We start from the raw sequence: 22546 nt of genomic DNA, 5'->3' as shown, positions 1-22546 counted from the left end.
GACGCTCCGCGGGCCCGGCACCTGAGAGGTGCCGGGCCCGCGTCATTCACACACCGTGTGCGCGGCGGGCCCGCATATGCCGCTCGCACACTCTCCCCAGGAACCCACCAGGCGAGTTGACTCACCATGCGCATGCAAGGGACGTAAGACGACTACGGAAAGGAGCGGTTCGTGACCGCCGATCCCGAGCATTCCGTCGCCCAGGAGGAACTCGCAGAGTTACGTCGCCGTCTCGACGTGGCATACGCCCGTGTCGAGGGCGGGCTGGCACTGCTCTCCCATCGCACCGAGGAAACCGCCAAGGAACTGGACGAGTTGAGCACCCGGCTCATCACCCTGGAACACGCCCGATGGCCGTTGCCCTCGGTCACGGCCGTCACGGCCGTGGCCGCCCTCGTCGTGGCCGTCTGGCAGGCACTCGCACGCTAGATGACGGCGTCCTGGCCGAGCCTGAGGTGGTGCAGTAAAAGCAGCGCGGCCGCCATGTTGGCGGCCGGGACCTCGCCGCGGGCGACCAGATCGGGGACGAGCTTGAGGGGGACCCATTCCCGGCGGTCCGACTCGAAGTCGTCCACGGGGTGCCCGACGTATTCGCCCTCGTCGGCCCAGTAGATGTGGTGCCGGGCGTCGGTGAGCCCGTTGGACGGCTCCACGCTCATCAGGTGGCGCAGGGGTCCCGGCCGCCAGCCCGTCTCCTCCTCGAGCTCTCGGGCAGCCGCGACCACGATGTCCTCGCCGTCCTCGACGACGCCCGCCGCGAGTTCCCACCCCCAACTGTCGGTGATGAAGCGGTGGCGCCACAGGAGGAGGACCTCGTTGGCCTCGTTCACCACTGTGGCCACGGCCACCGGCCGCAGCCGTATCAGGAAGTGGTCGAGGTGCCGGCCGTCCGGCAGTTCGACATCTGCGAGATTGACGCTGAACCAGCGGTTTTCATACACAGTTTGTTCGTTCTGTTTCGTCCACTGCACGGTTCTGCCACCTTCCGCCGAGTAAGTGGCAATATCGCAGCAGGAGCGTGCCCACAGCAGAGGGAAAGCGTGGCGTTGCCGTTCAGGCGGCGTCGCTACAGCGGTACGCGCAGTGCCCCGTCGATGAGTTCGGCGGCCTCGGCCGTGCCCGCGCCGCCGCTGCGCACCAGGTGCTCGCGCACCGCCCGGAGTCTGTCACGCAGCCGCTGGGACTCCATGCCGCGGGCCTGCTCGGCCATCTGTACCGCGGTCGCCACCGCCTTCTCGGCGTTGCCCTGGCGCAGTTCGATGGTGCTGAGCATGGCGAGCCGGTGCACCCGGCCCCGGTCGTGCGCGGGGTTGTCCACGGCGGCCGCGGCATGCTCACCGGCGGCGGCCAGTTCGCCGAGGCTGAGCAGTGCCTCCGCCACCTGGACGTTGACCAGGCCCGGCTGGACATAGCCGGTCTCGTCGGGTTCGTGTCCGCGCCGGATGCGTTCGGCGGCCTGCTCGGCCCGCCGTATGCAGGACAGAGCACTCGTGCCGTCGCCGAGGTGGGCGTACGCCTTCGCCTGCATCGCGTACAGATCGGAGGCGAGGGCCGGGGTGATGTGCTTGCCTGCGGCCCGCAGCGCAGCCTCCGCGAAGGCGACGGCCTGGCGGTACTCCCGCATGAACAGCGACTGGTTGACGAGCAACGCGATCACATACGCACCGAGTCCCCGGTCGCCGCTGGCCTTGGCGAGCCGCAGCGCCTGGTGGAAGTAGCGCTGGGCGAGGCCGTGTGCGTCGGAGTCGTAGGCGCAGATGCCGGCGATCGCGACCAACCCGCCGGTGGCGCGGTGGAGTTGGCGGCCGGTGGCGTCGGTGTAGCTGCCGCGCAACAGGGGCGCCGCCTCGGAGTTGAGGAACCCGACGATCCGGGTGCGGGTCGCGACGCCACCGGCCTTGCGGTACATCTGCTCATAGTGGGTGCGGGCGGCGCGCAGCATCTCGATGTCGGCCGGGGTGACCCGGTGCCGACCGCCGCGGGAGACGTCCACGTCCTCGGGCGGGTTCTCCCACTCCCACACGGGCATGACGGCCGGCGTGCCGGTGACGGCGGGGGCGCCGAGGACGTGCGGGCGCTGCTGTTCGTCGGAGCGCCACAGGGCGGTGGCGCGTTCGACGAAGCCGGACAGCGAGGTGCCGTGCGCGCCGGTCGGCTCCCCCGGTACGCCGAGTCCGATGTCGTCGAGTGTGACCGGCCGGTGCAGCCGGGCCGCGAGCACCTCGCAGATCAGGTCGGGCACCTGGCCACGCGGCCGCTGGCCCTTCAACCAGCGCGCCACGGCGGTGTGTTCGTAGCGGAGCGCGAGCCCACGCGCCCGCCCGGCCTGGTTCACATGTGCCGCGAGGCCGGCGTGCGAGATTCCCGCCTCGTCCAGGATCGCGTCGAGCAGAGTGTTGGGCTGCATCGGAAAGGCCCCCAGATGGCTCGGTGTCGACAGCGTAGTGAATTCGCCTTCACACGGGGTGTGAACGGAGTGCGCGAATCCGGGCTGTGCGCGCACTGTTGCGGAGAGTTTCCGGCCGGTTGACTGAAATGCCTCGCAAGAGGCCGGCCGGGCCGTCGGCTCCCCCTCGTACAGCGGCGGCCCGGCGGCGGCGCTGCACTCGCTATGCCGGGGACCGTAGGGCTAGCGGTGGGTTGTCGGCTGCGGGTGGGGGGTGGTTGCTCGCGCCCGCGCGGCGGAGCCGCATGTGTCACTGTCCCACGCCCCTGAGGGGCGTCTGTGGTGCCGTTCGTTGCGTAGTGCCAGTAGGGCTATGTCGTCGGTGGGGCAGCCGCTGGTGTGGCGTAACACGCGGGTGAAGACGGCACTCAGCATGGACTGCGGGGTGTGCGCGCCCTCGTGCAGAGCCTCCGCGAGTACGTCCGGCAGCGGAAAGAACCGGCCATGCGCGTCTCGGGCGTCCTCGGCGCCGTCCGTGAAGAGGAACAGTGCCTCGTCGGGCCGGAGTTGACCGAAGGGTACGGCGGGCAGGTCGGGCGGTAGCGGGAACGGGCCCAGGGGTGGGAGGGGATCGGCTCGGGCGAGCGGCTCGACGTGGGTGCCGAGGAGCCGGTACGGCCAGGGGTGGCCGCAGTTGAGGGCCCGCACCTCGCCGCCCCGCCAGATCTCCAGCAGCAGGACGGTCACGAACTCCTCGGCCACGAGGCCGTCGGCTCGCTCCCTCAGGTACCGGGCCAGGGCGCGGTCCAGCCGGCGCAGAACTCCGGCGAGTTCCGGCTCGTCGTGCACGGTCTCCCGGAAGCTGCCGAGGACGGCGGCGACGGTCCCTATCGCGGCCAGCCCGTGCCCGCGTACGTCCCCCATCACGACGCGGACACCGTGCTCGGTGGCGACGACCTCGTACAGATCGCCGCCGACGGAGGAGCCGCGGTCGGCGGAGAGCTGGGCGGCGGCGACGTTCAGCCCGTCGATGCGCGGGGGCATGGGCCGCAGCAGCGCGTCCTGCGCGGCGGCCGCGACCCTGCGGGCCTGCCGCAACTCACGCAACAGCGTGTGCCGGACATGGAGTACGAGCCCGGTGACGACGGCGAAGAAGACGACCACCAACACGCCCCACATGGTGGGAAGCCCCAGCGCAACCACCCTGCCGGGCACCCGTAGGTTACGGATCATACGGAGGCCCCCCATTGCAGGCCGTAACAGCGCAGACCGGCCTCGAAAGGCCGGTCCGATTCTGTCGCCGTGTGCCCCGTAAGAGCCAGATCGCCCGAACTTGCCACCCGAACGAGTGAGGTGACCGATGGGGGGGGTGTGGGGGGCATGCCCCCCCACAAGGGACGCGGGGAACTGCGCGATCAGCCGCAAACAACCCGCAGCCGCCAAACAACCCGCAGTCCCCGGCGCCCAGCGAAGCTAGCTCCGCAACACCGCCCCCGTACGCTCAGCGGCCAGCGCCACCGCCGCGTCCCGAGCCGCCGACGCCTCGTCGACCGTCAGCGTCCGGTCAGCCGCACGGAACCGCAGCGCGTACGCCAGCGACTTCCGCCCGTCGCCGAGCTGCTCCGCGTTCTCGTACACGTCGAACAGCCGGATGGACTCCAGCAGTTCACCGGCGCCCTCGCGCAGCGCGGCCTCGACCTCGGCGTGCGGGACCGGCTGGTCGACGACGAGCGCGACGTCCTGCGTGGCGACCGGGAACGTGGAGATGCGCGGCGCCTGCGGGGTGCCGTCGCCCACCTGCTCCAGGGCGTCCAGGTCGAGCTCCATCGCGCAGGTGCGGGAGGGCAGGCCCAGCGCCTTCAGGACGCGCGGGTGCAGCTCACCGGCGTGCCCCGCGACCCGCTCGGTGCCGTCGGCGACGACCACGAGCTCGGCGCAGCGACCCGGGTGCCACGGCCCGTACTGGCCCTTGCGCACGACGAGTTCGGCGCCCGCCTCACGGGCCACCGTGCGTGCGGCCTCGATCGCGTCGGCCCAGTCGGCCGGGCGGTCCTTGCCCCACCAGCCGGCCTGTTCACGCGCGCCCGCGAGGACGACGGCCACGTGCCGCGGCTGCTCGGGCAGCGCGGCGTTCAGCGTGGCGATCTCCTCGTCGGTGGGGCGACGGTCGACCGGCAGATGGGTGGCGACGCCCTGGTCCTCACGCGGGTGGAACACCAACCCCGTCTCGAACAGCGCCAGGTCGTGCGAGCCCCGGCCGTCATTGCGCCGCAGGGCACCGAGCAGGCCCGGCAGCAGCGACGTACGGAGCGCGGGCTCCTCGTCATTGAGCGGGTTGACCAGCCGGACGACGCGGCGGGCCGGGTCGTCGGCGTCGAGGCCGAGCTGGTCGAAGACCTGCTCGCTGACGAACGGGTAGTTCGGCGCCTCGACGTAGCCCGCACCGGCCAGGGCCCGGCCGACCCGGCGGTGCAGCCGCTGCCGGTGGGTCAGGCCGCGGCCCGACGGGGGCTTGGGCAGCGTGGAGGGCAGGTTCTCGTAGCCCTCGAGCCGGATGACCTCTTCGGCGAGGTCGTTCTGCTCGAGCAGGTCGGGCCGCCAGGACGGCACGGTGACGATCAGCTCGTCCTGCCCGTACACGTCGCAGCCGATCTGCTGGAGCCGGCGTACGACGGTCTCGCGGCCGTACTCGACGCCCGCGACCTTGTCCGGGTGGTCGGCCGGGACGGTGATGGTGTGCGGCGCGGACGGCGTGATGACCTCGGTGACACCGGCCTCGGCGGTGCCGCCCGCGAGCAGCACCAGCAGGTCCACCGTGCGCTGGGCGGCGGCGGACGCGGCCTCGGGGTCGACGCCCCGCTCGAAGCGCCGGGACGCCTCGGAGGACAGCTTGTGCCGCCGGGCCGTCCGCGCGATCGACACCGCGTCGAAGTGCGCGGCCTCGATCACGATGTCGGTCGTGACGCCCTCGGTGTTCTCGTGGTCGGCGATCTCGGTGTTGGCGCCGCCCATGACGCCCGCGAGCCCGATGGGTCCGCGCTCGTCGGTGATGACCAGGTCCTCGGCGTGCAGCGTGCGGGTGACGCCGTCGAGGGTGACGATCTTCTCGCCCTCCTCGGCCCGGCGCACCCCGATCGTGCCCTGGACCAGGGAGCGGTCGTAGGCGTGCAGCGGCTGGCCGAGCTCCATCATCACGTAGTTGGTGACGTCGACTGCGAGCGAGATCGGGCGCATGCCGACCTTCTGGAGCCGGCGCTGGAGCCAGATCGGGGAGCGGGCCTCGGGCCGCAGGCCGCTGATCGTGCGGGCGGTGAAGCGGTCGCAGCCGAGCGGCTCGGAGACCTTCACCGGATAGCCGTAGGCGTTCGGCCCCGGTACGTCGAGCAGGGCCGGGTCGCGCAGCGGCAGACCGTAGGCGATGGCGGCCTCGCGGGCGACGCCACGGATGGACAGACAGTCACCGCGGTTGGCGGTGACGGCGATGTCCAGTACCTCGTCGACCAGCTCGAGCAGCTCGATGGCGTCCTTGCCGACCTCGGTCTCGGGCGGCAGCACGATGATGCCGTGCGTGCCGTCGTCGCCCATGCCCAGCTCGCTGCTGGAGCAGATCATGCCGTGCGAGTTCCTGCCGTACGTCTTGCGCGCGGAGATCGCGAAGCCGCCGGGCAGCACGGCGCCCGGGAGGACCACGACGACCTTGTCCCCCTCGGCGAAGTTGCGGGCGCCGCAGACGATCTCCTGGGGCTCACCGGTGCCGTTGGCGGTGCCGACGTCGACGGTGCAGAAGCGGATCGGCTTCTTGAAGCCCTCCAGCTCCTCGATGGTCAGCACCTGGCCGACGACCAGGGGGCCCTTGAGTCCGTCGCCGAGCTGCTCGACGGTCTCGACCTCCAGACCGGCCGAAATGAGCTTGGCCTGCACGTCACGACCCGTCTCCGTTTCCGGCAGGTCGACGTACTCCCGCAGCCAAGAAAGCGGGACCCGCATCAGATCTCCATCCCGAACGGCCGGGTGAACCGGACGTCACCCTCGACCATGTCTCGCATGTCCTCGACGTTGTGGCGGAACATCAGCATCCGCTCGATGCCGAACCCGAAGGCGAAGCCGCTGTACTTCTCCGGGTCGACGCCGCAGGCGGTGAGCACCCGCGGGTTGACCATGCCGCAGCCGCCGAGCTCGATCCAGCCCTCGCTGGAGCAGGTGCGGCAGGGCCGGTCGGGGTTGCCGACGGACTCGCCGCGGCAGACGTAGCACACCATGTCCATCTCGGCGGACGGCTCGGTGAACGGGAAGAAGTTCGGCCTGAGCCGGGTCTTCATGCCCTCGCCGAACAGCGACTGGACCATGTGATCCAGGGTGCCCTTGAGGTCCGCCATGGTGAGGCCCTCGTCGACGGCGAGCAGTTCGACCTGGTGGAACACGGGCGTGTGCGTGGCGTCCAGCTCGTCGGTGCGGTACACGCGGCCGGGGCAGATCACGTAGACCGGCAGCTCACGGTCGAGCAGGGAGCGGATCTGCACGGGCGAGGTGTGGGTGCGCAGCACGACGCCGGAGTCGCCGGAGCCGTCCGGGCCCTCGACGAAGAACGTGTCCGCCTCACCGCGCGCCGGGTGGTCCGGGCCGATGTTCAGGGCGTCGAAGTTGAACCACTCGGCCTCGGCCTGCGGCCCTTCGGCGACCTCGTAGCCCATGGCCACGAAGACGTCCTCGATGCGCTCCGAGAGCGTGGTCAGCGGGTGGCGGGCGCCGGCCGGTACGCGGTCGTACGGCAGCGTGACGTCCACGTCCTCCTCGACCAGCACGCGCGCGTCGCGCTCGGCCTCCAGCTCGGCCTGGCGGGCGGCGAAGGCCTTGTTCACGGCGCCGCGGGCCTGGCCGACGCGCTTGCCGACGTCGGCCTTCGCGTGCGGGGGCAGGGCGCCGATCTCGCGGTTGGCGAGGGCCAGCGGGGAGGTGCCGCCGGTGTGGGCGACCTTGGCCTCCTGGAGCGCGTCGAGGGAGTCCGCGGCGGCAAAGGCGGCGAGCGCCTCGTCCCGCATGCGCTCGATCTCTTCCGGTTTCAACGCCTCGACCTCGACAGGGTCGTACGACTTATTCGGTGCCGACATCTCTTCCCGTGCTTCCGATTGGCTGGCTGAAGGTCCCCGTCACCGGCTCGCGGACGAATTCGTCTCCGTCTGTGAGATCCGTCGGGATCCCTGGAGATCCGTCTTGGGACACAAAGGTGCCAATGGCCGAGTCTAACGGGGTTGAGGTATGCGAATGCGCCCGTGGGGCCTCAGGCGAGATACGCCGGCGCCGCCACGGGCAACGTAAATCGAAACTCGGCGCCGCCACCGGAGGCGCGACCGACCGTGATGATGCCGCCGTGCGCTTCGACGATGCCCTTGACGATGTACAGCCCGAGGCCCGTGCCGCCGCGCTTGCTGCCCCGCCAGAAGCGGGTGAAGACGCGGTTCATGGACTCCTCCGGAATGCCGGTGCCCTCGTCGCTCACGGTGACCGACGTGCCGGCGTCCTCCCCTTCGCGGGGAGACGTGGCGGGCGTTACGTCAATCGTGACGGTTCCCTCGCCGTGCCGCACGGCATTTTCGATGAGGTTGCTGAGCACCTGGTCGATCTTGTCGGGGTCGGCCCACAGGGCGGGCAGCGGCTGCTCGATGCGCAGCAGGAACCGGTCGGCGGGCAGTCCGGCCGCGACGTACGCCTGGATGTGCCGGCCGACAGCGGCACCGATGTCGACGGGCTGGCGGCGCACCTCCAGCCGACCGGAGTCGATCCGGGAGATGTCCAGCAGCTCCGCGATGAGCCGGGTGACGCGGTCGGCGTCGGCGTCGACCGTCTCGAGCACCAGCCGCTTCTGGTCGTCGGTGAACCTCTCCCACTTGGCGAGGAGGGTGGCGGTGAAGCCCTTGACGGAGGTGAGCGGCGAGCGCAGTTCGTGGGCGACGGTGGCGATCAGTTCGGCGTGGCTGCGCTCGGTGCGGCGGCGGGCCTCGGTGTCGCGCAGGGAGACGACGACGCGGCGGACGGGGCCGGTGGGTTCCGTACGGACGTACCGCGCCGAGACGAGCACCTCCCGCCCACCCGGCAGCAGCAGGTTCCGCTCGGGCTGCCGGACCCGGATGGCGAGCCCGCCGTAGGGATCGGTCAGCTGCCACCACCGCCTGCCCTCCAGGTCCTCTAAGGGCAGGGCCTTGTCGAGGCGCTGTCCGAGGACGTCCGGGGCGGCAACCGCGGTGATGCGTTCGGCGGCGGAGTTGAAGCAGATCACCCGCCCGTGCTCGTCCGCGACGACGAGCCCGTCGGGCAGTTCGTCGGGGTCGATGCCGAGCTCGGCAGGATCGCCGTACCGGGGCTCGGGCGGGCGCTGTACGTCCCGTCCCCCCGGTGCGCTGCTCGTGCCGACACTCATCCCCGTACCCCACCTCTCAGACGGCGCAGGTGGCCCCGAGCTGGTCACCCTACTAGCTCTCGGTGACGGAGCGGCAGCCTCCGGGGGCGCGCTGTGCACGGGCCGACGCATAGAGACATACGGCCGCGGCGGTGGCGAGGTTCAGGCTCTCGGCCTTTCCGTGGATCGGGACGCGGACGACGGCGTCCGCGAGCGCGCGCGTCTCCTCCGGGAGCCCCCACGCCTCGTTGCCGAAGACCCATGCGGTCGGCCCGCCCATGGTCCCCTTGTCGAGCTCCTCGTCGAGGTCGTGCTCCCCTGCCCCGTCGGCGGCCAGGATCCGCACACCGGCTTCCTTCAACCCCGCCACGGCCCGCTCGACGGGCACGCCCACGGCGACCGGCAGATGGAACAGCGAGCCCACGGAGGCTCGGACGGCCTTGGGGTTGTACAGGTCGACGGAGGCGTCGGTCAGCACGACGGCCTCGGCCCCGGCGGCGTCCGCGCACCGCAGCACGGTGCCGGCGTTGCCGGGGTCGCGCACATGCGCGAGCACGGCCACGAGCTTGGGCCGCGCACGGAGGATGTCCTCGAAGGGCGTGTCGAGGAACCGGCAGATCCCGACGAGCCCCTGCGGGGTCACGGTCGTGGAGATGTCCGCGATGACCTGCTCGGAGGCGAGGTGGACACGGGCGCCGGTGTCACGGGCCAGGCCGATGATGTCCGCGTACCGCTCGGCGGCCTCCACGGTGGCGAACAGCTCGACCAGGGTGTCCGGCTGCGCACCCGCCTCCCGCACGGCCTGCGGCCCCTCCGCCAGAAACAGCTGCTCTTTCCCCCGAAAGTTCCGCTTGGCCAGCCGCCGCGCGGCGGAGACGCGGGGGGAGCGAGGGGAGATGAGCTCGGGGGAGGCGGGGGGCATTCTGTATCACCTTCATCAAGAAATGTCCGCCGCAACGGCGATCAACCACGACGGCGGGGTCCGGCAGCGCCGAAAGAACCCGGTGCTCACACAGCAACGGACCCGCAGGCACAACCCACGGGTCCGTTCAGTCACGTCGGCTCAAAGCCAGCGCAAGCGTCACGCAGCCTTCGGCGCGTTGACGTCGGCCGGCAGCGCCTTCTGCGCGACCTCGACGAGCGCGGCGAACGCGGTGGCGTCGTTCACGGCCAGCTCGGCCAGGATCTTGCGGTCGACCTCGACGTTCGCGGCCTTCAGACCCTGGATGAAGCGGTTGTACGTGATGCCGTTGGCGCGGGCAGCAGCGTTGATGCGCTGGATCCACAGCTGGCGGAAGTCACCCTTGCGCTTCTTGCGGTCGTTGTAGTTGTAGACCAGCGAATGGGTGACCTGCTCCTTGGCCTTGCGGTACAGGCGCGAGCGCTGACCGCGGTAGCCGGAGGCCTGCTCGAGGATCGCCCGGCGCTTCTTGTGGGCGTTGACTGCCCGCTTGACGCGTGCCACTTGTTAACTCCTTGTAGCGGGGCCGTGGTTGGACTCACACGGCCCGGAAACGATTGGGTCCCGGTCCAGACGCAGGGCGCTCGGCGCGCCACTGTGTCACTTGCCGAGAAGCTTCTTGATCTTCTTGGCGTCGCCCGGGGCCATCTCGGCGTTGCCGGTGAGGCGACGCGTCAGACGGGACGACTTGTGCTCGAGCAGGTGGCGCTTGCCGGCGCGCTCACGGAGCACCTTGCCGGAGCCGGTGACCTTGAAGCGCTTGCTGGCACCGCTGTGCGACTTGTTCTTCGGCATAGCGCCGTTCTCTCCTCGTCGGTGGCGCTCCGGTGCCCGGTCGCGAAACCGGGCACGGTGGAGCGTCGCTCTTGTATCGGATATGTCCTGGGACTGACGTCCCCGGGGTCACGCCTCGGCGGGCTCCTCGGTGGGGGCCTCGGCATCGGCGGGGTTCTGCGAGCGACCGGGGTTGGCCTTCGCGGACGCCTTGCGGGCCTCCTGCGCCTGGCGGGCCTCGGCCATCGCCTCGGTCTTCTTCTTGTGCGGACCGAGAACCATGATCATGTTTCGGCCGTCCTGCTTCGGGTTCGACTCGACGAACCCGAGGTCCTGGACGTCCTCCGCGAGACGCTGCAGCAGTCGGTAGCCCAGTTCGGGACGGGACTGCTCGCGACCACGGAACATGATCGTGATCTTGACCTTGTCGCCCTGCTTGAGGAACCGGACGACGTGACCCTTCTTGGTGTCATAGTCGTGCGGGTCGATCTTCGGCCGGAGCTTCATCTCCTTGATGACCGTGTGCGCCTGGTTCTTGCGCGCCTCACGGGCCTTCATGGCCGACTCGTACTTGAACTTCCCGTAGTCCATGAGCTTGCACACGGGCGGACGGGCGTTCGCCGCGACCTCGACCAGGTCCAGGTCGTACTCCTGCGCAAGCTCCAGTGCCTTGGCCAGCGGGACAATGCCCACCTGCTCGCCACTGGGACCGACAAGTCGCACCTCGGGAACGCGAATCCGGTCGTTGATGCGGGGCTCGGCGCTGATGGATCCTCCTCGGTAGCACCACGCGACGGTCTGGCGGACAGCCGCGTAACGTCTCTGTTCGTTAGACCTAACCGCGCCGAAGCACAAAAAATGCCCCGGACGATCACAGGCGGGGCTCCTCGAACTACCGGAGCGACCGCCGCGGTGACCGCGGGGCGCACTTTCGGGCGGTGGCCGCCGCTGGGGACGGGACCGCCTGACCGGTGACCCGCCGCCCTGAGGGCGGCCAGGTGGGAGTTCGAAAGCCTCCACTTGTAGGTCGGTCACACTTGCACACATGCGTGTCCGACCGGTCGTTACACAAGGCTAGCAGCCTCGGCCGGAAAGGGCTAACTGAGGCCGACTGGGGCTGGTTGTCCCTCTGCCCCTATGGTGAACGGCATGAGTGAAGAGACGCCCGACTTCAACGCCATGACCCGCGACATCGCCGAGGTCCCCGCGGTCGAGGTGATCGTGACGGTCGCCGTCAACCTGATGAGCGCCGCCGCGGTGAAGCTCGGTCTGACCGAGGAGGGCGAGAAGCACAAGGACCTGGACGAGGCCCGCAAGCTGATCCACGCCCTGGCCGGTCTGCTGGACGGGAGCGCGACCGAGATCAGCTCGTTCCACGCGGCCCCGCTGCGCGACGGCCTGAAGTCGCTCCAGCTGGCGTTCCGCGAGGCGTCCCTGGTCCCGGACGAGCCGGGTCAGGGTCCGGGCGAGAAGTACACGGGCCCGGTCTACCGCTGACCTAACCCTTTACGTACAGGGGCTTGCCCGGTGGCGTCGTCCCGGCCGGCAGCAGTGCCAGGTCGAGGCCGCGCACCAGGCGGGCCCTCAGCGTTTCGTCGGCGGCCATGCGCCGGGCCACCGCGCGGGCGGCCTCGGCCGGGGCGGCGGCCGGATCGAGGACGAGGGCCAGGGTGCCGTCGGCCTGTCCCGGGCCGAGGTGGGCACGCAGTACGGCCGGCTCGGCGGCGACCGCGGCCCGTACCGCCGCGACGACGGCGGGGTCGGCGAGCGGATCGGTGGTCGTACGCCCCTCGGCCAGCGCCAGCAGTGCGGGACCGGTCAGCTCGAACGGCACCGGACCGGCCAGGTCCAGCACCACGGTGTCGGCCTTCTCGTGCGCGGCCGCCTGGAGGGCCTGGTGCAGGGGTACGGCCACCGGGCGGGCCTGCGGGTCCCAGCGGGCCAGCGAGTCGGTGGACGTGAACGCGGGCAGGGCGGTGCGGTCGCCGGCCTTCAGCGTCGGTACGGCCATGTCGCTGGTCTTCTCGCGGCGCAGCCCGTTCTCGTCCTCCTCGACCTCGCCGAGCACGGCCACCACTGGAACGAGCAGCCGGGCGCCCTTGAGCGCGGCCAGCACCGGTCCCACGGCGCTACGGTCCTCGGCCCAGGCGGCGAGCGCCGCGCTCAGCCGGGGATCGGCCGAGCCGTCGTCGTCGGAGAAGCCGGGGTCGGGAATGTTCTTGTTCGCCACGGTCACGACCCTATAGGGGGGATGCTGCTGTGCTTGTGCGGGCCCGGTAACGCGGCCGTGACACCGCTCATGGGCGCCCCGGCATTTCTGACACACATCTAACGTCCGTCTAACGGCCCGTACAGCTGCCGCCGTCAGCATCGCGGCATGGAGTCCCGCAGAGCCCGCCGCACCCGTACCTTGATCTGCGCTGCCGCCGCCTCCGCTGTCGTGATGGGCGGTACGGCGTATGTGACGGCGCAGGCGCACTCCGGAGTGCCGGCCGTATCGTCGGCCGCGACGCCGTCGGCCTCGGCGTCGGACAACGGGGAGGCATCGGTGGAACCTGTGGCGCAGCCGACGGTGGATCGTGACGCGCTGCTGGCCGAGGCCGTGCGGGGCCTGCCGGTCGAGGACGGCGCGGACGTGTCGGTGGCGGTGCTGGACGTGGATTCCGGGGAGAGTGCCTCGTACGGGGAAGGCACCTTCGACACCGCGAGCATCGTCAAGGTGGACATCCTGGCGACGCTGCTGTTGCAGGCGCAGGATGCGGGGCGGCAGCTGACGGCGGCGGAGCAGGCGTACGCCACGGCGATGATCGAGCACAGCGACAACGACTCCGCGTCGGCCCTGTGGCGGACGATCGGCGGGGCGGAGGGGCTGGACGCCGCGAACGAGCGGTTCGGGCTGACCGGCACCGAGGGCGGCGACGGCATGCTGTGGGGCCTGACCCAGACCACGGCCGTCGACCAACTCGCCCTGCTCCAGCAGGTGTTCGGGGAGGAATCAGAGCTGAACGCGGCCTCGCGGTCGTATCTCCGGGAGCTGATGGGGCAGATCGCCGCCGGTCAGCAGTGGGGTGTGTCGGCCGCCGGGGACGATGCGGCGTGGGCCCTGAAGAACGGCTGGCTGCCGCGGACCGCGACGGGCCTGTGGGACGTCAACAGCATCGGGCGGGTGACGGTCGACGGCCGTGACTACCTGGTGGCGGTGCTGTCGGACGGCAACTCGGCCAAGGAGAAGGGGATCGCACTGGTCGAGGCGGCAGCGCGAGCGGCGGTGTCGGTGTTCGCCGGGACCTCCCTGCAGACGTCGTCCGCTGCCGCCGCTGGTTAGCGCGTCAGGCCGTACCTGCGGCGGCCGCGCCACAGGACGACCGCCGTGATCAGCAGCACGCCGCCGGCACCGCCGGCCAGCGGGGCGGCCCAGCTCGTGGCGTCGTCGTCGGAATCCGCCGTGTCCGGGCCGGAGCCGAAGTACTTGTCGCCGTACGCCGCGGACTGCAGTCCCTCCGGCTTCAGCCGGCCGGCCTCCTCGATGGCGGCGGCCGGGTCGACGAAGCCGAAGCCGCGGGAGTCGTCGCGGCCGTCGGCCGGGGCGTTGCGGGCCGTGTCCTGGAGGAGCCGCTTGACCTGGGCCGGGGTCAGGCCCGGGTGGGCCGACTTGACGAGGGCGACGGCGCCCGAGACGAAGGCGGCGGCCGCGCTGGTGCCCCAGCCCTCGTAGTACTTGCGGTCGGGGGCGGCGATGACGACGTCGACACCGGGGGCGCTGACGGTGGCGTACCAGCGGCGGGTGGAGAAGGAGGCGCGGGTGCCGAACTTGTCGACGGCGGTCGCGGCGATGACGCCCGGGTAGGCGGCCGGGTAGGAGATGTGGTCGCCCTTCTCGCCGCCGTTGCCGGCCGAGGCGACGACGACGGAGCCCTTCTTCAGGGCGTACTGGACGGCCTCGTCCTCGGCGGGTTCGGGGTGGGCGGAGGCGGAGTCGTCGCCGAGGGAGAGGTTGATGACGTCGGCGCCGTGGTCGGCGGCCCAGCGGATGCCGTCGGCGAGGGCGTTGCCGCGGGTCTTCCGGGCCTTGGCGCGGGAGGGGTCGTCGTCCTCGAGGATCACGCGGACGGGGAGGATCTTCGCCTCGGGTGCGATGCCCAGGACCCCATCGGTGTTGCCGGCGCCGTGGCCGTGACCGGCGATGATCCCGGCCATCGCGGTGCCGTGCAGGGCCCAGGCAGGGTCGCCGGGCTCGGCTCCGAAGCGGATCATGTCCTTGCCGTCGAGGACGTTGCCGACGAGGTCGGGATGGTCGGCGTCGACGCCCGTGTCGAGGACGGCGACGGTGATGCCCTCGCCCTTGGTGGTCTGCCAGGCCTCCGCGGTGTGCATGGCGTCCAGCGCCCACTGCTCGGCGCGGATGCCGTCGGCGTGCGCGGCGGTGGGCGGAACGAGGGCGACCGAGGCGGCGACGAGGACGCTCACGAGGCCGGCTCTGCGGGCGGCTGCGACGGGCTTCATGAGGGCTGTTCCGTGGACGAGGTGACGGACTTGCGCAGGCTGCGTTCGACGCGGTCGGCGAGGCCCTTGGCCTCGTGGCCGAGGCCCGCCTGGGCGGGGGCGTTGGTGGCGCCGGAGCGCATCGCCTCCGCGGCGGGCTGCGGTTCGTCGACCGTGCGGGCGTCGGCCCAGCCGGAGACGGCGTAGACGACGACGGGGGCGTCGGTGAGGACGGAGACGGTCCACGAGGCACGCTGCTCGTCACCGAAGCCGGCGGCGACCGTGCCCTTCGCGGCGTACGGACGGGGCATCAGGTCGCTGCGGCGGTCCAGGCGCTCGTCCGTGAAACGGGCGTCCAGGGAGCGCATGGCGGCGGCGTCGGCCTTGGTGAAGAGCAGGCCGACGGTGGTGACGTAGCTCTGGGTGGCGTCGGTGTAGGTGGCGCGCAGCAGGCGCTGGCAGCCGACCGGGGCGAGTGCCCTGCGCAGCAGGGGGTCGAAGGCGTCCGCGCAGCCGCTGTCCGGGGCGACGGCGATACGGGTCCAGATGCGGTCGGCGCCACCGGGGCCGGCGCCGCGCCCCTGCACGGTGGGCGGGAACATCTGATCCACCGGAACGCTGTGCCACAGGCTCCCGGACGCCGCGAAGGCCCCACGCTCCCCGGCCTCCCCCGAGTCCCCGATCAGCCAACTCCCCGTCACGGCGCCCCCGATGAGCCCCAGCCCGAGCACGACACAGGCGGCGACCGCCACGGTACGCCCCCGTACCCGCAGGCCGAACGACCGCGGCCGCGCCGACTCGTCGTACCTCTCGGGCTCCCCGAACGTGACGACCGGCCGCTGGGGCACCGACTGGGTACTCCAGGAGAACGCGGGGTTCGGGGAGACGGGGGTGGCGTTTTCCGGTGCGGATGACGTGGACGAACCGTGCCGCCGCTCCCGTGCCGGGGCCGGGGCCGGGTCCGCAGGGATCGGGCGCAGACGCCGCGTCGTCTCCGAGGGCGCCTCGGCGGGCACACCGACCGGCCGCGGCGGCACGGGCCGACGGGTCGGCCGGGGCGGCACGCTGCTCGGGGCGGCCGAGTCGGGGGCGGCTCCGGGGTGTGCGGGCACGGTGGGGCGGTTGCTCGGATCCGCCGCCCTCTCAGGACGCGCGGGCGCACTCGGCCGATCACCTGGACGCGGCGGCACGGCTCCCTGCGTGGTCGTTCCGCCGCCCTCACCCCGGGTCGGCGGTGGTGCGTCCGGGAAGCGGGCGGATGCGGGAGGCGGGGGCGGGGTGAAGGGGCCGGCGTCTCCGGCCACCGTGGTCCGGCGTCCGCCGTCCCGGTCGCCGGCGTCCGTCCGGGACGGAGCGCGCAGGCTCGGGAAGGTGGTGGTGCTGCCGTTGCGGGGTGGCGGGGGGTCGCCGGCCGCTGTGGTAGGCGTCGGCGGCTCGGTGCGGCGTTCGGAGGGCGCCGTAGGGTCGGGCTCGTCCCCAGGGGTCGGCGGGTGGGGCGGACGGGGAGGTGTGGCCGGGCGGGGAGGTATGGGCGCGTGCCGCGCTTCCGTGCTCATGCACCCCCCGTTTCCTCGTGCCCGGTCCCGTGTCCTCGTACGCGGGCCGTCGTCGTCAATTCGCACGCATACCCGCACCGGCGGACCGGCATCCGGCGCGAGTGGCGCGCAGAGTCGTTCCTCCGTGCGTGCGCGTCACTCTACGGGTTGCCCCCGGTCGAACGGGAACCAGTCCACGAGCCCGGGGGATCTGCCCGGAACATCCCCCTACCCTGCGGTAATCCTGTCTGGCAGGCTTCGTTCATGACTGCGCGCGCCGCCGACCGGGCCCGTTACGACCGGGCCACCGCCCATCTCGACGCCCCTCTCGCGATCGTGGACCTGGACGCCTTCGACGCCAACGCGGACGACATGCTCCGCCGGGCGGGCGGGAAGCCGATCCGTGTCGCCAGCAAGTCCGTCCGCTGCCGTGCCCTGCTCGAACGCGTCCTCGCGAAGGACGGTTTCGCGGGCATCATGTCGTTCACCCTGGCCGAGTCCCTGTGGCTGGCGCGGTCGGGGTTCGACGACATTCTGCTCGCCTACCCGTCGGCCGACCGCGCCGGATTCGCCGAACTGGCCGCCGATCCCAAGCTGGCCGCCGCGGTCACGGTGATGATCGACGACCCCGCCCAGCTGACCCTGATCGACGGGGCGCGCGACGGCGGCCGTGAAGTGGTGCGCGTCTGCCTGGAGTTGGACACCTCGCTGAAGCTGCTCGGCGGGCGGGTGCGCGTCGGGGCCCGCCGCTCGCCGCTGCACTCCCCCGCCCAGGTCGCCGACATGGCACGGGCGGTGGCCCGGCGGCCGGGGTTCGAGGTCGTGGGGATCATGGCGTACGAGGGGCACATCGCCGGTGTCGGGGATGCGGTCGCCGGACGGCCGCTGCGCTCGCGTGCCGTGCGGTTGATGCAGGCCACCGCCCGCCGGGAACTCGCCGAACGGCGCGCCGCGGTGGTGCGCGCGGTGCGGGCCGTGGTGCCGGGGCTGGAGTTCGTCAACGGCGGCGGCACGGGCAGTGTGCAGCACACGGCGGCGGAGGACGCGGTCACCGAGATCGGGGCGGGGTCGGGGCTGTACGTACCGCGGCTGTTCGACAACTACACGTCCTTCACCGGGCGTCCGGCGGCGCTGTTCGCGCAGCCGGTGGTGCGCCGGCCCGGCGTGGGGGTCGTGACCGTGCTCGGCGGCGGCTATCCGGCCTCCGGCGCCGCCGGGGCGGACCGGCTGCCGGTGCCGTATCTGCCGGAAGGACTGCGTTACGACCCCCAGGAGGGCGCCGGCGAGGTGCAGACCCCGCTGCTCGGTTCTCCCGCCGACGATCTGCTGATCGGCGACAAGGTGTGGTTCCGGCACGCCAAGGCCGGTGAGCTGTGCGAGCGGTTCGACGCGCTGCATCTCGTCGAGGGCGACCGGGTGACGGCGACGGTTCCGACGTACCGGGGTGAGGGCCGCACGTTCCTGTGAGGGGTCAGCTCGACGGGCCGACGCTGCTGCCCACGCCGCCACCGCCGGCCTCGTCTCCGATCGCCCGGATCCCCTTGGTGATCCGGTCCATGTCGGCCAGCGGCGGGCCGTCCTCGCCCGCGTCGAAGACGTAGCGCACGATGACCGGCGACTCGGTGCCGACACTGGACTGGAAGGCGAGGGACTGGACATAACCGCCTGGCCCCTCGGCCGTTCTGACGCGCCAGCGCACGAAGTACCCGGCGCGGCCCGCCACCGCGACCGGCCCCGACGCGACGAGTCGGTGGGACTCGATGCCGCCGTAGGGGCGGCGGCCGACGACGTCGCGGTCGTAGGCCTCGTCGGCGGCGTCCGGGATGTCCGCCTTGGCCAGAGCCTCGGAGGACTTCTCGTCGTTCTCGGTCACCGTGCGCGAGATGACCAGTCCGTGCCGGCAGAAGCCGCCGTCGCCGGGGCAGTCGTAGGTGCCGTCCGTCGTCATCATGACGTTGTCGATGGTGACGTTCTCCGGCCGGACCCAGCCGTCGGGCAACGGCAGGGTGATGCCGTTGAGTTCGTCGACGACGACGGCCGGGTCGTCGGCGGAGGGCTCGGAGGTGGAATCGGAGGGTGAGGGGCCGTCAGTCGTCGGCGCCGAGGTGGCGGGCTCGGAAGTCGCTAGCGGCGGCGCGGTGTTCACCTCCGCGCCGCCGTCTTCCTGGCCGAGCACGACCGCCCCTGTGACGATCGCGGTACCGGATGCTCATCCCGGCACTTTGAAGTTCTCTCCCGGATGAATCCGGGAGACTCTCCCCTGGATCGCTCCGGGGAGTTTGACAGGTCATGCCTGTCCAGCAACGACCCTTCCGGCCGCCGGAGCAAGTACGGGACTCGCTCAGGTTGTCGGGGGCTTGGCTGCCGCCCCACGATGCACTGAGCGTATCAGATGCATTACGGAGTGATGTCCAGAGGTAAGGACGCGGCCTACAGCGGTGTGACGTACGCCCCCGAGATCCCGCCGTCCACCAGGAAGTCGGTGGCGTTGACGAAGGAGGAGTCGTCGCTGGCCAGGAAGGCGACCGCGGCGGCGATCTCCTCGGCTTCGGCGAACCGGCCGAGCGGGATGTGAACGAGCCGGCGTGCGGCCCGCTCCGGGTCCTTGGCGAACAGCTCCTGGAGGAGCGGGGTGTTGACCGGCCCGGGGCAGAGGGCGTTCACGCGGATGCCCTCGCGGGCGAACTGCACGCCGAGTTCGCGGGACATGGCGAGCACGCCGCCCTTGGAGGCGGTGTACGAGATCTGCGAGGTCGCGGCCCCCATCCGCGCCACGAACGACGCCGTGTTGATGATCGACCCCTTGCCCTGGCGGCGCATGTAGGGGATGGCCGCCTTGCAGCACAGGTAGACGGAGGTGAGGTTGACCTCCTGGACGCGCTTCCAGGCCTCCAGGCCGGTCTCCAGGATGGAGTCGTCGTCGGGTGGGGAGATGCCGGCGTTGTTGAAGGCGATGTCGACGCTGCCGTAGGTGTCGTACGCCGTCCTGAACAGGGCCTCGACCTGCTCGGGGTCGGTGACGTCGACCTTCGCGAAGAGGCCGCCGACCTCCTCGGCGGCCGCTTTGCCGCGCTGCTCGTCGACGTCGCCGCAGACGACGTGCGCGCCCTCGGAGGCGAGCCGGCGGGCGGTGGCGAGGCCGATGCCGCTGCCGGCTCCGGTGACGACGGCGGTGCGGCCGACGAGTCGGCGGCAGATGATGTCTTCGCTCACTGTGCGGGGCCCTCCGTGCTGATGAAGACGTTCTTGGTTTCGGTGAAGGCGGCCAGTGCGTCCGGTCCGAGTTCGCGGCCGATGCCGGACTGTTTGAAGCCGCCGAACGGGGTCCAGTAGCGGACGCTGGAGTGGGAGTTGACGGACAGGTTGCCGGCCCGGACCGCCTGCGAGACGCGCAGGGCGCGGCCGATGTCGCGGGTCCAGATGGAGCCGGAGAGGCCGTAGTCGGTGGCGTTGGCCAGGCGGACGGCGTCGGCCTCGTCGTCGAAGGGCAGGACGACGGCGACGGGGCCGAAGACCTCCTCGACGGCAACGCGCGCGTGCGGGTCGACTCCGGTCAGCACGGTCGGCGGGAACCAGAAGCCGGGGCCCTCGGGGGCCTTGCCGCGGATGCCTTGGGCGTCGGTCGGGACGTAGGAACGGACGCGGTCCAGCTGGGCCTTGGAGATGAGGGGGCCCATGTCGGTCTTCTCGTCGGCGGGGTCGCCGACGGTCACGGCCTCGATCGCCGGGGCGAGCAGCTCCAGGAACCGGTCATGGGCGGAGCGCTGGACGAGGATGCGGGTGCGGGCGCAGCAGTCCTGGCCGGAGTTGTCGAGGAAGGACATGGGTGCGGCGGCCGCTGCGGCTTCGAGGTCGGCGTCGGCGAAGACGATGTTGGGGCTCTTGCCGCCAAGTTCTAGGGTGACGCGCTTGAGGAGGGCCGAGCCCTTGGCCAGCACCTGTTTGCCCACGGACGTCGACCCGGTGAAGACGATCTTCGCCACGCCCGGATGCTCGACGAGTGCGTTCCCCGTGACGGGGCCGTGTCCGGGCAGCACCTGGAACAGGCCCTCGGGCAGGCCCGCCTCCAGGGCGAGTTCGACCAGGCGGAGTGCGGTGAGCGGGGTTGTCTCGGCGGGCTTGAGGACGACCGCGTTGCCCGCGGCGAGCGCCGGTGCCGTGCCCCAGGCCGCGATCGGCATGGGGAAGTTCCAGGGCGCGATCACGCCGACCACGCCGAGCGGTTCGAGGATGGTGACGTCGAGGCCGCCCGCAACCGGGATCTGACGTCCGGTCAGCCGTTCCACTCCCCCGGCCACGTAGTCGAGCAGATCACGGACGTTCCCCGCCTCCCAGCGGGCGTTGCCGAGGGTGTGTCCGGCCTCGCGGACCTCCAACCGGGCTAGTTCTTCGAGGTGTTCGTCGACCGTGACGGCGAACCGGCGCAGCAGGCGCGCGCGGTCGCCGGGTGCGCGGCCCGCCCAGTCCGCCTGCGCCCGGGCGGCGCGCACGACGGCCGCGTCGACGTCGGCCGCGGTGGCGCCGGGGACGGTGGCGACGACCTCCTCGGTCGCCGGGTTCAGCACCTGGAGTTCGTACGACAAGAAGGTCCTCACATGCGTTCGAAGGAGCGGCGCAGCTCCCAGTCGGTGACCGCGGCGTCGAAGGCCTCGAGCTCGACCCGGGCCATGTTGCGGTAGTGCGCGACGACCTCGTCGCCGAAGGCGCCCTTGGCGATCGGGCTGTTCTCCCAGAGATCGGCGGCCTCGCGGAGCGTGCCGGGGACGTGCGCGAAGTCGGCCGTGTAGGCGTTGCCGGGGCAGGGCTCGGGCAGCTGAAGCTTCTGCTCGATGCCGTAGAGGCCCGCGGCCACCATGCCCGCCACCGCGAGGTGCGGGTTGACGTCCCCGCCGGGCAGCCGGTTCTCGAACCGCAGGGAGCGGCCGTGGCCGACGACGCGCAGCGCGCAGGTGCGGTTGTCGTACCCCCAGGCGACGGCGGTCGGGGCGAAGGAGCCGGGCTGGAAGCGTTTGTACGAGTTGATGTGGGGCGCGTAGAGCAGGGAGAAGTCCCGCAGCGCGGCGAGCTGTCCGGCGAGGAAGTACCGCATGACGTCGGACATGCCGTCGGACGCGCTGCCCGGCATGACGTTCCTGCCGTGCTCGTCCGCCAACGACAGGTGGATGTGGCAGGAGTTGCCCTCGCGCTCGTTGTACTTCGCCATGAAGGTGATCGACATGCCCTCCTGGGCGGCGATCTCCTTGGTGCCGGTCTTGTAGATGGCGTGCTGGTCACAGGTGACCAGGGCCTCGGCGTAGCGGAACGCGATCTCGTGCTGGCCGGGGTTGCACTCGCCCTTGGCGGACTCGACGGTCATCCCGGCGCCGGCCATCTCGTTGCGGATCCGGCGCAGCAGGGGCTCGATGCGGCCGGTTCCGAGGACCGAGTAGTCGATGTTGTACTGGTTGGCCGGGGTGAGTCCGCGGTATCCGGCGTCCCAGGCCTGCTCGTAGGTGTCCTTGAAGACGATGAACTCCAGCTCGGTGCCGACCTGGGCGGTGAGGCCGAGGTCCGTGAGGCGCTCCAGCTGGCGGCGCAGGATCTGCCGCGGCGCGGCCACGACCGGGGAGCCGTCGCTCCAGGCGAGGTCGGCGATCACCATGGCAGTGCCTTCGTTCCACGGCACCCGGCGCAGGGTGCTCAGGTCGGGGTGCATGGCGAAGTCGCCGTAGCCCCGGTCCCAGGAGGACATCTCGTAGCCGTCGACGGTGTTCATCTCGGTGTCGACGGCGAGGAGGTAGTTGCAACCCTCCGTGCCGTGTTCGAGCACCTCGTCGAGGAAGAAGCGCGCGGCGAACCGCTTGCCCTGCAGCCGTCCCTGCATGTCGGGGAAGGCCAGGACGACGGTGTCGATCTCGCCGCCCGCGACGAGGGCGTGCAGTTCCTCGACGCTGAGCGGGGGTGTGCGGTCTGCCACGGGAGGGCCTCCTTGGGGCATCTTCCGTCGTCTTTCCGGCTTCTGCTCGCTTCTTCGG

At 71.4% G+C, this 22546-nt stretch carries 20 protein-coding genes and 1 pseudogene; 4 read left to right on the top strand and 17 right to left on the bottom strand.

Annotated features, from left to right (window positions below; translation table 11 throughout):
- The first annotated feature begins 171 nt into the window (after positions 1-171).
- Positions 172-429 (top strand): hypothetical protein, encoded by a 258-nt coding sequence (locus ACKTSN_RS37470; RefSeq protein ID WP_224734403.1) that lies wholly within the window; start codon positions 172-174, stop codon positions 427-429.
- On the opposite strand, the gene ACKTSN_RS37465 is transcribed toward ACKTSN_RS37470, so the two are convergent.
- The 10 genes from ACKTSN_RS37465 to infC all read right to left on the bottom strand — a co-directional run bounded on the left by ACKTSN_RS37465 (position 426) and on the right by infC (position 11283).
- Complete coding sequence (locus ACKTSN_RS37465; RefSeq protein ID WP_409473149.1) at positions 426-971, bottom strand: NUDIX hydrolase; 546 nt, start codon at positions 969-971, stop codon at positions 426-428. The two genes, ACKTSN_RS37470 and ACKTSN_RS37465, sit on opposite strands and share 4 nt — an antisense overlap.
- 95 nt (positions 972-1066) lie before the next feature.
- A complete protein-coding gene (locus tag ACKTSN_RS37460; protein WP_409473148.1) occupies positions 1067-2407 on the bottom strand; it encodes a transcriptional regulator in 1341 nt (446 codons plus the stop codon).
- Positions 2408-2629: 222 nt separating this feature from the next.
- Positions 2630-3619: a PP2C family protein-serine/threonine phosphatase gene (locus ACKTSN_RS37455; protein WP_409473147.1), complete on the bottom strand. Its 990-nt coding sequence runs from the start codon at positions 3617-3619 to the stop codon at positions 2630-2632.
- A 240-nt stretch (positions 3620-3859) separates the two neighbouring features.
- Positions 3860-6373, bottom strand: coding sequence for a phenylalanine--tRNA ligase subunit beta (gene pheT, locus ACKTSN_RS37450; RefSeq protein ID WP_409473146.1), 2514 nt, complete (start codon positions 6371-6373; stop codon positions 3860-3862).
- Complete coding sequence (gene pheS / locus ACKTSN_RS37445; protein WP_409473145.1) at positions 6373-7494, bottom strand: phenylalanine--tRNA ligase subunit alpha; 1122 nt, start codon at positions 7492-7494, stop codon at positions 6373-6375. The genes pheT and pheS overlap by 1 nt, the downstream gene beginning before the upstream one ends.
- A 170-nt stretch (positions 7495-7664) precedes the next feature.
- Positions 7665-8801, bottom strand: a complete 1137-nt coding sequence (locus tag ACKTSN_RS37440; protein WP_409473144.1) for a sensor histidine kinase — start codon at positions 8799-8801, stop codon at positions 7665-7667.
- 52 nt (positions 8802-8853) lie between these two features.
- On the bottom strand, positions 8854-9702 hold the full coding sequence (locus tag ACKTSN_RS37435) for a TrmH family RNA methyltransferase (protein ID WP_409473143.1): 849 nt from the start codon (positions 9700-9702) through the stop codon (positions 8854-8856).
- Positions 9703-9861: 159 nt separating this feature from the next.
- Positions 9862-10245 (bottom strand): 50S ribosomal protein L20, encoded by a 384-nt coding sequence (gene rplT / locus ACKTSN_RS37430; RefSeq protein ID WP_004933571.1) that lies wholly within the window; start codon positions 10243-10245, stop codon positions 9862-9864.
- Positions 10246-10341: 96 nt separating this feature from the next.
- A complete protein-coding gene (gene rpmI / locus ACKTSN_RS37425; protein WP_007829094.1) occupies positions 10342-10536 on the bottom strand; it encodes a 50S ribosomal protein L35 in 195 nt (64 codons plus the stop codon).
- A gap of 108 nt (positions 10537-10644) precedes the next feature.
- Complete coding sequence (gene infC, locus ACKTSN_RS37420) at positions 10645-11283, bottom strand: translation initiation factor IF-3 (protein WP_385262136.1); 639 nt, start codon at positions 11281-11283, stop codon at positions 10645-10647.
- Positions 11284-11664: 381 nt separating this feature from the next.
- Between infC and ACKTSN_RS37415 the strand changes: the two genes are divergently transcribed.
- Entirely contained in the window at positions 11665-12012 is a 348-nt protein-coding gene (locus ACKTSN_RS37415) for a DUF1844 domain-containing protein (RefSeq protein WP_224738340.1), read from the top strand.
- 1 nt (position 12013) lies between these two features.
- On the opposite strand, the gene ACKTSN_RS37410 is transcribed toward ACKTSN_RS37415, so the two are convergent.
- Positions 12014-12745 (bottom strand): SseB family protein, encoded by a 732-nt coding sequence (locus ACKTSN_RS37410; RefSeq protein WP_409473142.1) that lies wholly within the window; start codon positions 12743-12745, stop codon positions 12014-12016.
- A 147-nt stretch (positions 12746-12892) separates the two neighbouring features.
- Between ACKTSN_RS37410 and ACKTSN_RS37405 the strand changes: the two genes are divergently transcribed.
- A complete protein-coding gene (locus tag ACKTSN_RS37405; protein WP_409473141.1) occupies positions 12893-13840 on the top strand; it encodes a serine hydrolase in 948 nt (315 codons plus the stop codon).
- Here ACKTSN_RS37405 and mycP read toward each other — a convergent pair.
- Positions 13837-15018 (bottom strand): type VII secretion-associated serine protease mycosin, encoded by a 1182-nt coding sequence (gene mycP, locus ACKTSN_RS37400; protein WP_409473140.1) that lies wholly within the window; start codon positions 15016-15018, stop codon positions 13837-13839. The two genes, ACKTSN_RS37405 and mycP, sit on opposite strands and share 4 nt — an antisense overlap.
- On the bottom strand, positions 15015-16109 hold the full coding sequence (locus ACKTSN_RS37395; RefSeq protein ID WP_409473139.1) for a hypothetical protein: 1095 nt from the start codon (positions 16107-16109) through the stop codon (positions 15015-15017). Before ACKTSN_RS37395 ends, mycP begins: the two co-directional genes overlap by 4 nt.
- A 687-nt stretch (positions 16110-16796) precedes the next feature.
- On the opposite strand from ACKTSN_RS37395, the gene ACKTSN_RS37390 reads away from it, so the two are divergent.
- Positions 16797-17999: an amino acid deaminase/aldolase gene (locus tag ACKTSN_RS37390; RefSeq protein ID WP_409473138.1), complete on the top strand. Its 1203-nt coding sequence runs from the start codon at positions 16797-16799 to the stop codon at positions 17997-17999.
- A 4-nt stretch (positions 18000-18003) separates the two neighbouring features.
- Here ACKTSN_RS37390 and ACKTSN_RS37385 read toward each other — a convergent pair.
- The 4 genes and pseudogenes from ACKTSN_RS37385 to ACKTSN_RS37370 all read right to left on the bottom strand — a co-directional run.
- Positions 18004-18729, bottom strand: a pseudogene (locus ACKTSN_RS37385) (hypothetical protein); the annotation flags it as partial.
- A gap of 233 nt (positions 18730-18962) precedes the next feature.
- Positions 18963-19745, bottom strand: coding sequence for a 3-oxoacyl-ACP reductase (locus ACKTSN_RS37380; RefSeq protein ID WP_224738237.1), 783 nt, complete (start codon positions 19743-19745; stop codon positions 18963-18965).
- Positions 19742-21115 carry an aldehyde dehydrogenase family protein gene (locus tag ACKTSN_RS37375; protein ID WP_409473137.1) on the bottom strand — a complete coding sequence of 458 codons (1374 nt, stop codon included), beginning with the start codon at positions 21113-21115 and terminating at the stop codon, positions 19742-19744. The genes ACKTSN_RS37380 and ACKTSN_RS37375 overlap by 4 nt, the downstream gene beginning before the upstream one ends.
- 8 nt (positions 21116-21123) lie before the next feature.
- The gene (locus ACKTSN_RS37370; RefSeq protein WP_409473136.1) at positions 21124-22488 is read right to left on the bottom strand and encodes a glutamine synthetase family protein; all 1365 of its coding nucleotides are present in this window, start codon (positions 22486-22488) and stop codon (positions 21124-21126) included.
- Between the last annotated feature and the right edge of the window lie 58 nt (positions 22489-22546).

Origin of the sequence: Streptomyces flavusporus (assembly GCF_046267975.1) — a bacterium.
Taxonomy (GTDB): domain Bacteria; phylum Actinomycetota; class Actinomycetes; order Streptomycetales; family Streptomycetaceae; genus Streptomyces; species Streptomyces flavusporus.
The sequence above is the reverse complement of the archived record's forward strand: the minus strand, read 5'-3'. Positions and strand labels throughout refer to the sequence as shown.